The sequence below is a fragment of the Luteolibacter rhizosphaerae genome, assembly GCF_025950095.1.
In the GTDB taxonomy this organism is placed as follows: domain Bacteria; phylum Verrucomicrobiota; class Verrucomicrobiia; order Verrucomicrobiales; family Akkermansiaceae; genus Haloferula; species Haloferula rhizosphaerae.
On the sequence record NZ_JAPDDR010000003.1, the window covers coordinates 48,575 to 62,193 of the forward strand.

The 13,619-nt window shown below is 64.0% G+C and carries 12 protein-coding genes; 2 read left to right on the plus strand and 10 right to left on the minus strand.

The genetic code is table 11. The features are described from left to right. Positions 1-170: 170 nt before the first annotated feature. From OJ996_RS06060 to accB, 4 genes are read right to left on the minus strand one after another with little or no spacing between them, the layout of a single operon-like run. Complete coding sequence (locus OJ996_RS06060; RefSeq protein WP_264512268.1) at positions 171-1,100, minus strand: PfkB family carbohydrate kinase; 930 nt, start codon at positions 1,098-1,100, stop codon at positions 171-173. 49 nt (positions 1,101-1,149) lie between these two features. Further along, the gene (gene thiE / locus OJ996_RS06065) at positions 1,150-1,779 is read right to left on the minus strand and encodes a thiamine phosphate synthase (protein WP_264512270.1); all 630 of its coding nucleotides are present in this window, start codon (positions 1,777-1,779) and stop codon (positions 1,150-1,152) included. Next, the gene (gene accC / locus OJ996_RS06070) at positions 1,779-3,131 is read right to left on the minus strand and encodes an acetyl-CoA carboxylase biotin carboxylase subunit (RefSeq protein WP_264512272.1); all 1,353 of its coding nucleotides are present in this window, start codon (positions 3,129-3,131) and stop codon (positions 1,779-1,781) included. Before accC ends, thiE begins: the two co-directional genes overlap by 1 nt. A 47-nt stretch (positions 3,132-3,178) precedes the next feature. Continuing rightward, positions 3,179-3,637, minus strand: a complete 459-nt coding sequence (gene accB / locus OJ996_RS06075; protein WP_264512274.1) for an acetyl-CoA carboxylase biotin carboxyl carrier protein — start codon at positions 3,635-3,637, stop codon at positions 3,179-3,181. Between the two features lie 193 nt (positions 3,638-3,830). Between accB and trmB the strand changes: the two genes are divergently transcribed. Continuing rightward, entirely contained in the window at positions 3,831-4,448 is a 618-nt protein-coding gene (gene trmB / locus OJ996_RS06080; protein ID WP_264512276.1) for a tRNA (guanosine(46)-N7)-methyltransferase TrmB, read from the plus strand. A gap of 9 nt (positions 4,449-4,457) precedes the next feature. Here the strand turns inward: trmB and OJ996_RS06085 are convergent, their stop codons facing one another. The 3 genes from OJ996_RS06085 to OJ996_RS06095 all read right to left on the minus strand — a co-directional run bounded on the left by OJ996_RS06085 (position 4,458) and on the right by OJ996_RS06095 (position 8,947). Next, the gene (locus tag OJ996_RS06085; protein WP_264512279.1) at positions 4,458-6,704 is read right to left on the minus strand and encodes a ComEC/Rec2 family competence protein; all 2,247 of its coding nucleotides are present in this window, start codon (positions 6,702-6,704) and stop codon (positions 4,458-4,460) included. A 4-nt stretch (positions 6,705-6,708) separates the two neighbouring features. Continuing rightward, entirely contained in the window at positions 6,709-7,344 is a 636-nt protein-coding gene (locus OJ996_RS06090; RefSeq protein WP_264512281.1) for a tetratricopeptide repeat protein, read from the minus strand. A 145-nt stretch (positions 7,345-7,489) separates the two neighbouring features. Next, on the minus strand, positions 7,490-8,947 hold the full coding sequence (locus tag OJ996_RS06095; RefSeq protein ID WP_264512284.1) for a phospholipase D-like domain-containing protein: 1,458 nt from the start codon (positions 8,945-8,947) through the stop codon (positions 7,490-7,492). A gap of 113 nt (positions 8,948-9,060) precedes the next feature. Between OJ996_RS06095 and OJ996_RS06100 the strand changes: the two genes are divergently transcribed. Further along, entirely contained in the window at positions 9,061-9,573 is a 513-nt protein-coding gene (locus tag OJ996_RS06100; RefSeq protein WP_264512286.1) for a hypothetical protein, read from the plus strand. A gap of 6 nt (positions 9,574-9,579) precedes the next feature. Here OJ996_RS06100 and OJ996_RS06105 read toward each other — a convergent pair whose 3' ends face one another. The 3 genes from OJ996_RS06105 to OJ996_RS06115 all read right to left on the minus strand — a co-directional run bounded on the left by OJ996_RS06105 (position 9,580) and on the right by OJ996_RS06115 (position 13,616). Beyond that, positions 9,580-10,332 carry a hypothetical protein gene (locus tag OJ996_RS06105; RefSeq protein WP_264512288.1) on the minus strand — a complete coding sequence of 251 codons (753 nt, stop codon included), beginning with the start codon at positions 10,330-10,332 and terminating at the stop codon, positions 9,580-9,582. A gap of 125 nt (positions 10,333-10,457) precedes the next feature. Further along, positions 10,458-12,185, minus strand: coding sequence for a DEAD/DEAH box helicase (locus OJ996_RS06110; protein WP_264512290.1), 1,728 nt, complete (start codon positions 12,183-12,185; stop codon positions 10,458-10,460). Between the two features lie 153 nt (positions 12,186-12,338). Then, the gene (locus tag OJ996_RS06115; protein ID WP_264512292.1) at positions 12,339-13,616 is read right to left on the minus strand and encodes an NAD-dependent succinate-semialdehyde dehydrogenase; all 1,278 of its coding nucleotides are present in this window, start codon (positions 13,614-13,616) and stop codon (positions 12,339-12,341) included. Positions 13,617-13,619 lie beyond the last annotated feature (3 nt).

The following is a 13,619-nucleotide window of genomic DNA, read 5'->3' on the forward strand; positions in this document are numbered from 1 at the left end:
GAGCATTCTCAGCAAGTAAGACTACGCAGCCAATGGTGAGGGAGCCGGATATATCGGCCTCAAAATCCGCCATTGAAGGTGATTCCAAAAAAATCATCCGCATTTTAAGGGTTTGGCCATTTCTGCGGCTTCCATCCGTAAAAAAAACGCTAACCCGGGCCGGAGCCCCTTCACCAAACGGTGACGCTGCGGAAGTGCTCCATACGCCCGGCGAGCGCCTGCGCATCAAGCGCTTCGAGGCGACGGGTGGAGAAGGCCTCGCAAGTGAACGAAGCCAACACCGAGCCGTGGACAACGGCATCGCGCAAGGTCGCAAAATCGGGCGTCACGGAGCCCTTGGCCGCCAAGTAGCCTGCAAGCGCGCCAAGGAAGCTGTCCCCCGCCCCGGTAGGATCGAGGACCTCCTCCAGAGGATAGGCATGCGAGCGGAAGAACTGCTGGCCCCCGCCGGAGAAGAGCATGGCACCATACTCGCCGAGCTTGATCACCACGTGCTCGGGTCCCTTTTCCAACATCATGCGCCCGGCTTGGAGCAGGTTATTGGTGCGGGTAAACTCGCGGGCCTCGCTGTCGTTGATGACGAAAAGGTCGATCTGCTTGAGGACGTCGTGGAGGCGCTCGTTCGCGATCTCGATCCAGAGGTCCATGGTGTCCGCGATGACGAAGCGGCTGGTGGATTGGCACTGGGCCAGCATCTCGAGCTGGTTGTCCGGGGACATGTTCGCCAGCACCACGAAGTTCGATTCGTTGATCGGTGCGGGCACCTTGACCTGCCAGCTCTCCAGCACGTTCAGGCCGACGCGATGCGTGACCCGCTGGTTCATGTTGTTGAAGTACTCGCCGGACCAGGTGAAGGAGTCGCCTTCCGAGCGCTCGACGCCATCCAAGGTGATGCCGCGCGACTCCAGCATGGCGAGGTGTTCCGGCGGGAAGTCCTTCCCGACGATACCCACCAGGTGGACCGGAGCGTGGTAGAAGGAAGCCGCGAGTGCCGCATAAGCCGCGGAGCCGCCGAGGAGGTTCACCTCGTCCGAGACGGGGGTCTTTACATTATCGATGGCGATGGTTCCTCCGACGACGATGGGCAGCGGTGCAGACATGGTGGTAATGATTCGAGAGGGGTGGGGCTGGGCCAGAAAAAACGCGGCATCAATGCGCTGCAAGCACGGTGGCGAGCTCGCGGGTGGCAGCTTCAACATCCGGAGCTTGCAGGAGATCCGAGACGATCACGAGGTTCCGGGCCCCGGCCGCGAGGACCTCTGGCAGGTTCGAGCGCTTGATGCCGCCGATGCAGAAAACGGGAATCCGGGAGCCTACGGCCTCCATGACGCCGGGGATATTCTCCATGCCGATGCCGGGACGGCCGAGCTTGGTCGGTGTGGGGAAGAGCGGCCCGAAGCCGATGTAATCGAAGCCTTCCTCAAGGGCGGCACGTGCCTGCTCCGGAGAGTGGGTGGAGCGCCCGACAATCATGTCCGGCCCGACGATGGCGCGGGCGTCCGCAAGGCTGCCGTCGTCTTGGCCGATGTGAATGCCATCGGCCCCGACCGACGCGGCGATGGCCGGAAAATCGTTCACGATGAAAGGCACGCCCGCCTCACGGCAGAGCGGCAGGAGCTGGCGGGCGAGCGCCTCGATCTCCGGCTCGGCATGTCCCTTGGCACGGAGTTGCAGCAAGGACGCGCCGCCCGCCAGAAGCGAGCGGGTGACGGGGACGGCATCCTCCGCGCGGACGTATCCGAGATCGAGGATGGCGTAGAGCTGGCCGTGCAGGGTCATCAGCCCTTGCGCTCTTCCAGATAGCGGGCCACCCAGCCGATGTCGTAGTTGCCCGAGATGAAGTCCGGGTGGGCGATGATCTCCTGCTGGAAGGGGATCGTGGTCTTGATGCCGCGGATCATGAACTCGCCAAGCGCGCGCTTCATGCGGGCGATGGCGATCTCGCGGTTCGCGCCGGTGACGATGAGCTTGGCGATCATCGAATCGTAGTTCGGCGGGACGGTGTAACCGGAGTAGACGTGGGTATCCACGCGCACGCCCTTGCCACCCGGGGCATACCACATGTCGATCTTGCCCGGGCTGGGGCAGAAATTGTTGAAGGGATCCTCCGCATTGATGCGGCACTCGATCGAGTGGCCGCGCGGTACGGCATTCAGGACGTGGCCGGACAGCGGGTCGCCGGAGGCGATGCGGATCTGCTCCTTGATCAGCTCGCAGCCCATCACTTCCTCCGTCACGGGATGCTCCACCTGGATGCGGGTGTTCATCTCCATGAAGTAGAAGTTCTCGCCCTTGTCATCGACGAGGTACTCGATGGTGCCCGCGTTCTCGTAGCCGATGTTCTTGATCAGGGCGACGGAGGCCTCCGCCATGCGCGCGCGGAGCTCCGGGCTCAGCAGCGGCGAGGGACATTCCTCGATGATCTTCTGGTTGCGGCGCTGCATCGAGCAGTCGCGCTCGCCGAGCTGGATGAAATTGCCGTGCGTGTCCGCGATGACCTGGAACTCCACGTGGTGCGGATTCAGCACGAGTTTCTCGAGGTAGCAGTCGCCATTACCGAAGGCGGCGAGCGCCTCGTTCGAGGCGGCCTTGTAGAGGGCGGAGAATTCCTCCGCGCTGAAGCAGGGACGCATGCCGCGACCGCCGCCGCCAGCGGTGGCCTTGATCATGACCGGGAAGCCGATGCGCTTGGCTTCGGCGAGGCCTTCCTTCTCGTCGGCCAGGATCTCTGAGCCGGGGGTGATCGGCACGCCATTGGCGATGGCGGTGGCACGGGCGGTGGCCTTGTCACCCATCATCGAGATCACCTTCGCCGAGGGCCCGATGAACTTGATGTTGCAGCTCTCGCAGATCTCCGCGAAGCGGGCGTTCTCCGAAAGGAAGCCGTAGCCGGGGTGGATCGCGTCCGCCTCGGTGATCTCCGCGGCGGCGATGATGCGGTCCGGCTTCAGGTAGCTTTCCTTGCTCGAGGCCGGGCCGATGCAGACGGCCTCGTCGGCAAGGTGGACGTGCATGGAATCCACGTCGGCCTCGGAATAGACGGCGACGGATTCGATATCGAGTTCCCGGCAGGCGCGGATGATGCGCAGGGCGATTTCACCGCGATTGGCGACAAGGACGCGTTTGATCATGGACAGGCGATGGCGGTTTCAAGTGGCGGCGCTCCCGGGCGGGAGGCTCACTTGATGCGGAAGAGAATGTCCCCGAATTGGACGGGATTGCCGTCTTCGGCGATGACGGCGGAAATGGTGCCGGACTTCTCGGCCTTGATCTCGTTCATCACCTTCATGGCCTCGATGATGCAGAGGGTCTGGCCCTCGCTCACGGCATCGCCCACGTTCACAAAGGGAGGCGCATCCGGAGACGACTTGCGGTAGAAGGTGCCGACCATCGGCGAGGTGATCGCTTCACCTTCCGCGGCGGGGGCAGCAGCAGCGGCTGCGGGGGCCGCGGCGGCAGCAGGAGCTGGGGCCGCGTAGACCGGGGCGGCGGGCGCGGCGGCCATCATGCCGCGCAAGGCATCGAGATCCGGGCCCTTGCGGAGCTTCAGGTGGAAGCCCTCCTTCGACATGTCGAAGACGGTAAGGCCATGCTCGTTCATGAGCTCGACGATCTTGCGGATTTCCTTGAGGTCCACGGTGTGAGAGAGAGTGTGTGGTGGCGAAAATGTGCGGGCGGCCCCGGGTAGCGGCGCCACGGATGCGCTAGCTAGCGACCCGCGGGAAAGCGCGTCAAGCGGGAACGGGACGGGAAGAAGACCCAAGTTAGAAGTTCCGCGTTCCAAATGAAGGCTTGCCACCCGGCGGGCTGGACGCTGGAAAGCGGCACCGATGGAAGAAACACGGCTGGCACGGGTTCCGGAACGATACGAGTTCACCCCGGCGGATTATTTCCGCCGCATGGAGCGGGAGGAGATCCTGCGCCCGGATCGCCCCTTGGAGATCGATCTCGGCTGCGGCGATGGCAAGTTCCTGCTGGAGATGGCGGAACACTATCCGGAGCGGGATTTCCTGGGAGTGGAGCGCCTGCTGGGCCGGGTGCGCAAGGTGTGCAAGAACATCGGCAAGCGCGGGCTGGAAAATGCCCGGGTGCTGCGCTTGGAAAGCCGCTACACGGCGGAGTGGCTGCTGCCGCTCGCCTCGGTATCACGGCTGCACCTGCTCTGCCCGGATCCGTGGCCGAAGCTGCGGCACCACCGCCGGCGGCTGATCCAAGAGGAGTTCCTGCAAGCGGTCTGGGAGATTCTGGAACCGGGCGGGGAATTCCTCTTCAAGACGGACCACCCGGAGTACTTCGAGTGGGCGGAGGAGAAGGTAGCGACATTCGGGAAGTTCGAGAGCCTCGATTGGCCGGAGGACGCGTTCTTCTACCCGAAGACCGATTTCCAGCTCCTGTGGGAAAGCCAAGGGAAGACCTTGCAAGGACTGAGGCTGAAGAAGCAGGGGTGATTTCCTTCCTCACTTCTCCAGATGCAGTTCCTGACCGTTCAGGAAACCGCGGAGGTCGAGGCTCTTGTCCTCGCCCAGGCCGATGGTAACGGCACCCGTCTGGCCTTGGTGGAAGAGGCGGATGCCGAGTTCCTCGCAGTGGGCGGCCCAGCGCGGCGGGATGCGTTCCTCCGAAGGGAAATCCGAGTGGCTGGCGATGATCGCCTTCGGTTTCACGGCGGCGAGGAAGTCATCGCCCATGGAAGAGTCATGGCGGTTCCGCCCGGCGACGATGATGTCCGCGGAGAGATCCTTGCCGCTCTCGATCATGTTCCGCTCGGTGGACCATCCGGCATCGCCAAGGAAAAGGATGCGCCAGCCCTGCCAGTGGAGGCGCAGGATCATGACGCGTTCATCGGCCACGGTGTTCATGTCATCCGGCGGGGGCTGGTGGAGCACTTCCAGCCAGGTATCCCGGTTGACGGGATAGGTCTTCCCCGGCACGCCGAGGAGCACGGGAAGATGCTTGGCTTCCGCCGCCTTGTTCAGTTCCCGGAAGACCGAGCTCCGTGCGCGGCTGACCGGGCCGAGGATCTGCCGGACCGGATAGAGCTCCAAGGAATCAAGCGCACCGCCGATATGGCCGCCGTCCGGATGGGTCAGCGCGATGCTATCGGGCTGGAGCCCGAGGTAGCGAAGCGAGGGGCTCAGAACGCTCCGGAAGGAGGCGCGGCTGCCGGCATCGATCAGCACGGTCGATCCGTCCTGATGCAGCACGGAAGCACCGCCGCCGTAGCCGGGATCGAAGACGACCATGAAATTCTCCGCCGGACGCCCACGCGGCAGAGTTGAGTTCCCGCCTTGAACGCCCGCGAAGAAGGCGGCCATGCGGGTGCAGCCATTCGCCACGTGCCCGTTCGCTTTGTTCACCGTCATCTGCAGCGCCGGGAAGGGGCTGAAAACCACCGCCACCAAGGCCAGTGCCATCAAGCCCAGCACCAGCACACCGACCAAGGGGCTGGCCAGAATCGAAACCGGTGCCACGAAACCGAAATGCCAAAGCGTTAACGGCACCGAGCCGATGCTTGCCGCGGTCGAGGCCGCGAGTGCGGAAGCCGTCCACTCCCGCACCCAAAGCCAGAGCGCCCGTGCCTTGCCGTAGAGCGGACGCGGCAGATAGGGCTCGCGCTTCTCGATCCACGTGAACAGGCGCGCCGCCACCGCCGTGCCGATGCCGATCACAAAGACCACCCCGAAGGAGAGCTGCACGCCGATCTGGAAGATCAGATGCCCGTTGGTGAGCACCGCGGCCAGCAATGCGAACCCAAGCGCGTTCAAAAGATCCGGGCGACGGCGAACGAGGAAAGCCCCGAGCAAGGCCGCCGCCATGATGACCGAGCGCACCGCTGGCGGCTTCATGCCGGTGACCCAGGCGTAGGCAAGCATCCCGGTGAGCAGGATCAGCACGGCCCCGCGCCGTGGCACCCCGAGCAGCTTCAACACGAACCAGCCGATCAGGCCGACCATGGCAACGTGCATCCCGCTGACGGAGAAGGCGTGAAGCGTGCCGCTCGCCCGGTACACTTCCACCAGGCTCTCCGCACCCTCCGGATAATCGCCAAGGACCATCGCACGGATCACGGCGGCCTCCGGCCCGGCCGGGTCCAGTCCCTTGGTCACGGAGTGACGGAAATTCTCCCGCAGCCCCTCCTGCATCCGGATGAGAGGCGGCGGCGGCTTGGCCTCGAAGGCCTCCGAGGTCGCATCGAAGCTGCCCCATGCCCCCTGCCGATAGAGCCAGGAGGCGACATCGAAGGTCCCGGGATTCCGCTGCTGGGGGAATGGCAGGAAGCGTCCCTTCGCCGAGATGGTCGCACCCCTCGGAGGAGCGGTGCCCTCGCCACGGAACCAAACCAAGCCCTCCCCTCCCCTTTCCACCTCGACCAGAGCCGCCCAACCGCGCCCCGAAGATCGGGGGTCCGATTCGATCCGGGCTGTGATCTCCGCCGAGCGCACCCGCTCGCGTTCGATCGCCGAACGCTCCTTGATCTGGGTGGCCCAGCGCAGGCCGTAAAGTTGACACGCCAGAAGCGCGAAGGCCAAGGCGGCAAGGGCAATCCGCCACTGCCGGGCCAGAAGGATCAGGCCGGTGAAAAGCGCCAGACCAATCAGGCCCTGGAGCGGGCGGCCGTCCACGGCGACGACCGCCGAAGCCGCGACGAGAGCCACCCACAGCAGCGGGTGGCGCTCCACCGTGCGGCGGAGCCGTCCGGCCATGGGATCAGACAAGCCCCCACTCGTGGAGCTTGTGGCGGGCGTTCGCGGAGTGGCGGGTTTCCGGGAATTGCTCCATCACTTGTTGGAGCGTGGTGGCGGCGGAGCTGCGGTCATGCAGTTCCTTGTCGTAGATCTCCGCGAGGCGGAACATGAGGTAAGCGGCATCGTTTTCCTCCCACTCCTGGCCTTCGATCGCAGTGCGCAGGGTCGTGACGGCGGAACCTGCATCCTCCAGGTGGTCGATCTGGATCTTCGCGATTTCCACCCAAGGCAGACGGTTGAGCGGCTCGGCGACTGCGGCGGCGCGGAAGGCTTCGATAGCACCTTCCCAATCGCCTTGGGCGACCTTCGCACGCGCATCGTGCATCGGGTCTTTTTCGACCATCTCGGCGCTGTCGTAAACCGCATGGGTGAAGCGCTGGGCGATCGCCGGCAGGACGTGGATGACGAAGACGATGCCGACCAGACCGGCGGTGAGGAAGGCGAGCAGGATCCCGGAGAAAGTCTTCTCGCTCTCCTTGCCCTCGATCTTGTTTTCCAGCGTGTTGATCTCCTCATCGAGATCCTCGCCGGTATTCTTCATCTCGATCAGCTCCTGCTTCTGTTTTTCGATCTCCTTCTCCGCCCCTGCGAACTTCATCCACATGAAAGCAACGCAAAGGACCAGAACGGCATACACACCCCACTTCATATGCCGGGAACCATTCCGTCGGGTTTGCCCGACGCAAAGTACAAAATCCGCGGACCTCGGCTGATTTGCGGTGGAGTTTGATCGCCCTCCAGTCTCAAAGCTGGTCGGCCACGGCTTCGGCGATTGGGGCGATCGGCGAGGCGGTTTCCTCCACGCGGATGGTCTTGGAGGCGCGGAAGTCCGGGAGGAAGACCCGGTTCTCCAGCGCTTTCACGGTGGCCGGATCGGAGAAGGCGAGGTTCAGCTCGCGGTTGATCCGCATGCTGAGGGTATCGAGGTTCGCGGAGCCGACCTGAGCCCAGCCGTCGCAGATCATGACCTTCATGTGGGTCATACGCGGGTAGCGGTAGATCTTCGCCCCGGCGTTGATCAGGTCGCGGGCGGTGGCAAGATTCCCCACGTCCATGATGGTGGAGTCACCGCGGGCCGGGAGAATCACGCGGACATCCACACCGCGACGTGCCGCTGCCGCGAGGGCGAGGGCCGTCTCATCGTGGGCGAAGTAGGGATTCTCGATCCAGATGCGCTTCCGCGCCGCCCGGATGGCGAGGAGGGAGGCATTCAGGATGTGCCTCTGCCCGCGGGCGGCATCGGTGCGCATCAGACGGACGGGAATGCCATCCGGGATCTTCTCCGGTCGCTGGACCTCGCCCGGTTTGCGGAAAAGGGCGAAGTCCCCGAAGGGGCCGGCCTTTCGCCATGCACGGTTGAACTGTTTCGTCAGCGACCCGACGGCGGGCCCCTCGACCTTCACCATCAGGTCGTGCCACTCGGAATAGTATTCCCGGCCGATGTTCATGCCGCCGAGAATCGCGGTGCGGCGGTCGAAGATCAGCAGCTTGGTGTGATCGCAGATCAACCAAGGGTTCATCGTGCGGCGCACGCGTACCTCCGAACCGCTCTTGAGATAGGAGGCGATGTCCGCAGGCGGCGTGAATCCGGCGGGAGCGGGAGTCTCCGGCGCGGCGCGGTGGGCGAAGGTGCTACCGAGATCGTCGAAAAGCACGCGGACCTTCGCCTCCTGCGACTTCTGCTTGAAGAGATCCGAATAGCGGACGGCGATGTCGTCGTTGTCGTAGATGAAGACCTGCACATCCACGGTCTTCTTGGTGCTGGCGAGCTGCCGGTCCACCTCCCCGAAGAATTCCCGGCCATCCACAAGGAAGGAGACCTTACCCTGCTCCTGCAGGGGGATGCCCTTACTGTCGAGCAGCTTGTCGAACTCCGGCGTGCCGGGAATCTCCGTGGGCTGCGGCTGCGGGATGATCTCCGCCGGAACATTTCCGGTGACGATCTCGCGGGGCCGATGCCAGAGCACGGCGAGGCCGGTGCGGATGGTGGTGAAAGGTTGGCGAACCGCCGCCATCCCGGTGGAGCGGAAAGCACTCACCGCCAGTTGCCCGGTGCCCGTGAGCGGATCGACCGCCTGCGGGCGCATCTCGTCGGACTGATCGGCATTCCGGTGCAGGGAAGCACAGGACGCGCAAAGCAGCGCCAGAGGCGGGACGACCAGCGTCGGGAGCGAGGCGATCCGGTGGCGGAGGGGCGGCATGCCGACACTCAAGCGCGCAGGAGCGATCTGGCAAGCGAGGCTTTGCCCGCGCGGACCTGCACTGCAGAATTGCGGATTAGGCATGACGGCAAGCCTTTGGTATGAGCCCAGCCATGAAACCTCTCCTGATCGCGCTTTTCGGAGTCGCCAGTGCGTCCCCGGCCATAGGCGGCGATGCCACCGCGTTTCAATCTCAGCCAAGCGTTCTCAGCAAGGTCATCGACAGCTTGAACGAGGCGAAAATCGATCACCTCACTCCGAAGATCTATGAGGACGATGGCCGCAGCTATTCATATTATGTGCAGTCCGCAACCTGGCTAGGGACCTTGGTGCGTGGAGAGGAAGAGTTTCTCCTGGCGACGGCTACCTTCATGCGATCCAAGGCCAAAGGAGGGGAGCAGGCGATGGCACGCAGCCACGGTTTCCTGCTCTGCCTTTCGAAGGACTTCAAGTTGCTCCATCACTGTCGTCTCGATCCCGGAGCCGTTCTCGACGGGGACAAATTGGTGCGCGAGGGAAAAGTTATCGCGGATTTCTCTGCCGATGATGAGGCCACAAGGACCCGCGGCTACCTGATCGATGGCAGCGACTTCCTGCCTTATCCCTTTTCAAACGAAGAGCGATAGGCTGCATCAATCAATACCCATGTCCTTCCGCATGGCGGCGACCATGAGGACATGGCGGAGGTCGTTCTCCTTGCTGGACTCGTTGTCGAAGTTCAGGCCGTAGGGCCAGAAGTGCATGCGGTCGGCGTGGAGCACCGCGTCCTTGCCATCGAACTGGCGGACCTGCTCCAGCGCATGCTTGCCGGTCCACTTGCCGTCCTTGATGTTCGCCTGCCAATTCGAGTGGGTGCCGATGCCCAGGGTATGGCCGATCTCATGCAGCGCGACGCGGCGGTTGATGCTGCCGCCGAAGTTGATCCAGCCATCGTAGTTCGCATCCGCGGTGGGAGTGCCCGGGCTGTTGTTCGCGGTGAGCTCCTTCTTGAAAACGCCGGTTTTGTTGTAGAGCTCCACGGCGGCATCCATGGCATCGGTGATGCGTTTGCGCCGTTCTTCAGGCCATTTCTCGGAACCGCCAGAGAGCTTGTACTTGAGATGGGTGCGGACTTTCTCTTCCGGCGCGCTCGACGCGGTCTCGCTGGCAAGCTTGAGCTGCACCCACTCTCGGTCGGCGGCACTAAGGAAGCGTAGGGGTAGCGCGACTTCCTTGCCATCGCCGCGCTTGATGACCACCGCTTGTGAGTTCGCACGCAAGTAGAGACCCTCGATGGGTCGGCCGTCGTTCGAGACCCAGGTGCGTGGCTTTGAGCCGTCGTCTGCCTCGCTGGCGATAAGCACGCCAGCAAGGAGGAAAGAAGAGAGCAAGACCTTGGTCTTCATCGGATGGAGGATGCGGGACGAAAACCCGCAGCCGCCATGATGTTTCGGACATCCCCGTGCATTTCCGCCGCCCGTGCCGAATTGGCAGGGAAGGCTGGGGAAGAGGTATGGAGGAAGCGCCTCGATCAACCTCTGTTCCCGCCGTCCTTCGGTCCGCGATCGTAATCGAGGATGAAGTTCCGGCCGCGGAGGTTCGCCCCCTTCGAGATCTGGATCAGCCGCTCGGCGCAGTCCTTGCGCACGTCGATGCAGCTATGTTTCGCGAAGAGCTTCACGTGACCGACGGCGCCATCCGGCAGGCCGGCTTCGCCATAGAGCATGCCGATGATCTCGCCGACCTTCACGCCGTGGAATTTCCCGAGCGAGAAGAAGAGCGGCACCATCTCCGCATTGTCGTGCGGGCCTTCGCGGCGCTCACGCGGACCGCGGTCTTCACGCGGGCCACGCTCGTTGAAATTCCCGCGCGGCTCGCGCTCGCGGAATTCACGCGGCTCGCGGCGTTCGCGGCGCTGGCGATCACGCGGATCCTCGCGGTCTTCCTGAATCTCGCCGAACTCGCGGCCACGCGATTCGCGCAGCAGCGTGAAGAGCACGCTGGCAACATCCGTGGGGGTATAGCCCTGCTCCAACAAGCGGTCCATCTGGCTTTCGTGGGACTGGAACTCGCCCTTCTCCAGGCGCTCCTTAACCTCCTCGAAGGCGAGGTCGGCCAGACGGCCTTCCACCTGCTCTTGAGACGGCACCTTCTCGCGGCGGATGACTTGGCGCGTGTAGCGCTCGATCATCTCCAAACGGTGGATCTCACGGCCGAAGACGAAGCTGACGGCACGACCGCTGCGACCGGCACGACCGGTACGGCCGATACGGTGCACGTAGTCTTCCGGGTCTTGGGGCAGGTCGTAGTTGAAGACCACATCGATGTTCTCCACATCCAGGCCGCGGGCGGCCACATCGGTGGCGACGAGCAGTTCGATGGTCCCTTCGCGGAAGCGGCGCAGCACTCGCTCGCGCATCTGCTGGGTGATATCCCCGTGCAGGCGGTCCGCAGTGTAGCCGCGGGCGAGCAGGGCTTCCGTGCACTCGTCCACGGAGCGCTTGGTATTGCAGAAGATGATGGCGAGGCGGGCCTGCTCCATGTCGAGCAAGCGGGAGAGCACTTCCACCTTCGAGCGCTCGCGCACTTCGAAGTAGCTTTGGTCGATGGTCGAGACCGTCTTGGCCTTCTGCTCGATCTGGATCGTCTGCGGATCCTTGCCGAAGCGGCCGATGAGGTGGGCAACGCCACGGCTCATGGTCGCGGAGAAGAACATCGACTGGCGCTCCGGCGGGAGCTGGCCGAGTAGCTCTTCCATCTCCTCGCGGAAGCCGAGGTCGAGCATGCGGTCCGCCTCATCGAGCACGATGGTAGCGATGCCGCTGACATCGAAGGACCCGCGGCGCACGTGATCCATCACGCGGCCGGGAGTGCCGACCACGACTTGCACGCCATCGCGCAGGGCGCGGAGCTGGCGGTCCATCGGCGCGCCGCCATAGACGGGCACGGCGCGCAGGGCACCGAGCTTCGAGCCAAGGCGGTGGACTTCCTCGCACACCTGCACCGCAAGCTCGCGGGTGGGGCAGAGGATCAGGGCCTGCGGTAGGCGCTTCTTGAAATCGAGGCGGGCCAGCAGCGGCAACGTGAACGCGGCGGTCTTACCGGACCCGGTGTGCGAAAGGCCGAGGATATCGCGACCGGTCAGCGCGACCGGGATGGCCATGGCTTGGATCGGCGAGGGACGCTCGAAACCCAGGGATTCGACGGCGGCGAGCAATTCGGGCGTAAGCCCCAGTTCGGAGAATGGAGGTGTTTCCATAAGACAATGTCGGGTGGTTCAAGGACGGATGATCCTGGAAACCACGACAAAGACGTCTCCTGGATCGCACAACCCGCAACGGCGGGGCGCGGACACTGGCCGCTTTTTCCCGGCTGGCAAGAAGGATTTTTCGCGGATGCGGGATAGAGAGTCTTAGCGCAGCGTCTTCACGTTCACGAATTCGCGGATGCCTTCCTCACCGAGTTCACGGCCCCAGCCGCTGTCCTTCACGCCCCCGAAGGGGAAGCGCGGATCGGAAACGACTTGCGTATTGATGGCCACGGTGCCGCTCTCAATCCGCTCCGCAATCGCGCGGGCACGTGCCGGATCGGAAGAGAAAACGGCCGCACCAAGGCCGAAGGGCGTGAGGTTCGCGAGCCAGACAGCTTCCTCGTCACCCGATACCTTCACCACCGCGGCCACGGGGCCGAAGGTCTCCTCATCGAAAGCGCGGATGCCGGGCTTCACATCCGTTAGAAGCGTGGCCGGATAGTACGACTTATCTCGTAGTTCCGGGATTTCCCCGCCGAGTACGAGGGTGGCGCCGGCCGCCACGCTATCCTTTACCTGCGCGTGGATTTCATCGCGGAGATCCTCGCGCGCCATCGGGCCGAGCAGCGTGGCCTCGTTCAAGGGATCTCCCGGCACAAAAACCGCGAGTTCCTTCGCGAGAAGATCGACGAATTCGTCGTGGACGGTCGCGGCGACGAGGAAGCGTTTGGCCGCGATGCAGCTCTGCCCGCCATTGACCATGCGGGCGGCGGCGCAGGTCTTCGCGGCAGCGGCCAGATCCGCATCGTGGAGGATGAGGTAGGGATCACTGCCGCCAAGCTCGAGCACTGACTTCTTCAAGTGCTTGCCCGCGGCAGCGGCGACCTTCCGGCCCGCCTCGGTGCTACCGGTGAAGGTGACAGCGCGCACGCGCGGATCCGCAATGAGAGGCTCGACCTCCTTCCCCGGGATGAACACGGCATGGATCAGATCCCCACGCCCGAAGGCTTCCGCGACCAACGCGACAATCGCCTTCGCGCAGCCGGGGACATTCGTGGCGTGCTTGAGCAGGATGGTATTCCCGGCCATGAGCGCAGGCGCAGCGAAGCGGAATGCCTGCCACAAGGGGAAGTTCCAAGGCATGATGGCTAGCACGGTGCCGAGCGGCTGATAGATGATGGTGGCACCCTCCCGCTCCTGCGGGGCGAGCATGGCCGCGCCGTGCTCGGCGTAGTAGCGGCAGGCACTGGCGCACTTCACCGCTTCCGCCCTACCCTGCTTCACCGGCTTGCCCATTTCCTCCGCCATCAGCCGGGCGAGCTCATCCTGTCGGGCTTCCAAGAGATCGGCGAGACGCTGCAGACCCGCGGCCCGATCCTGATAGGACATCTCCTTCAGCGCGCCGAAGCCCGCCGTCAGTTCGCTCAATGCATCCGCCATGCG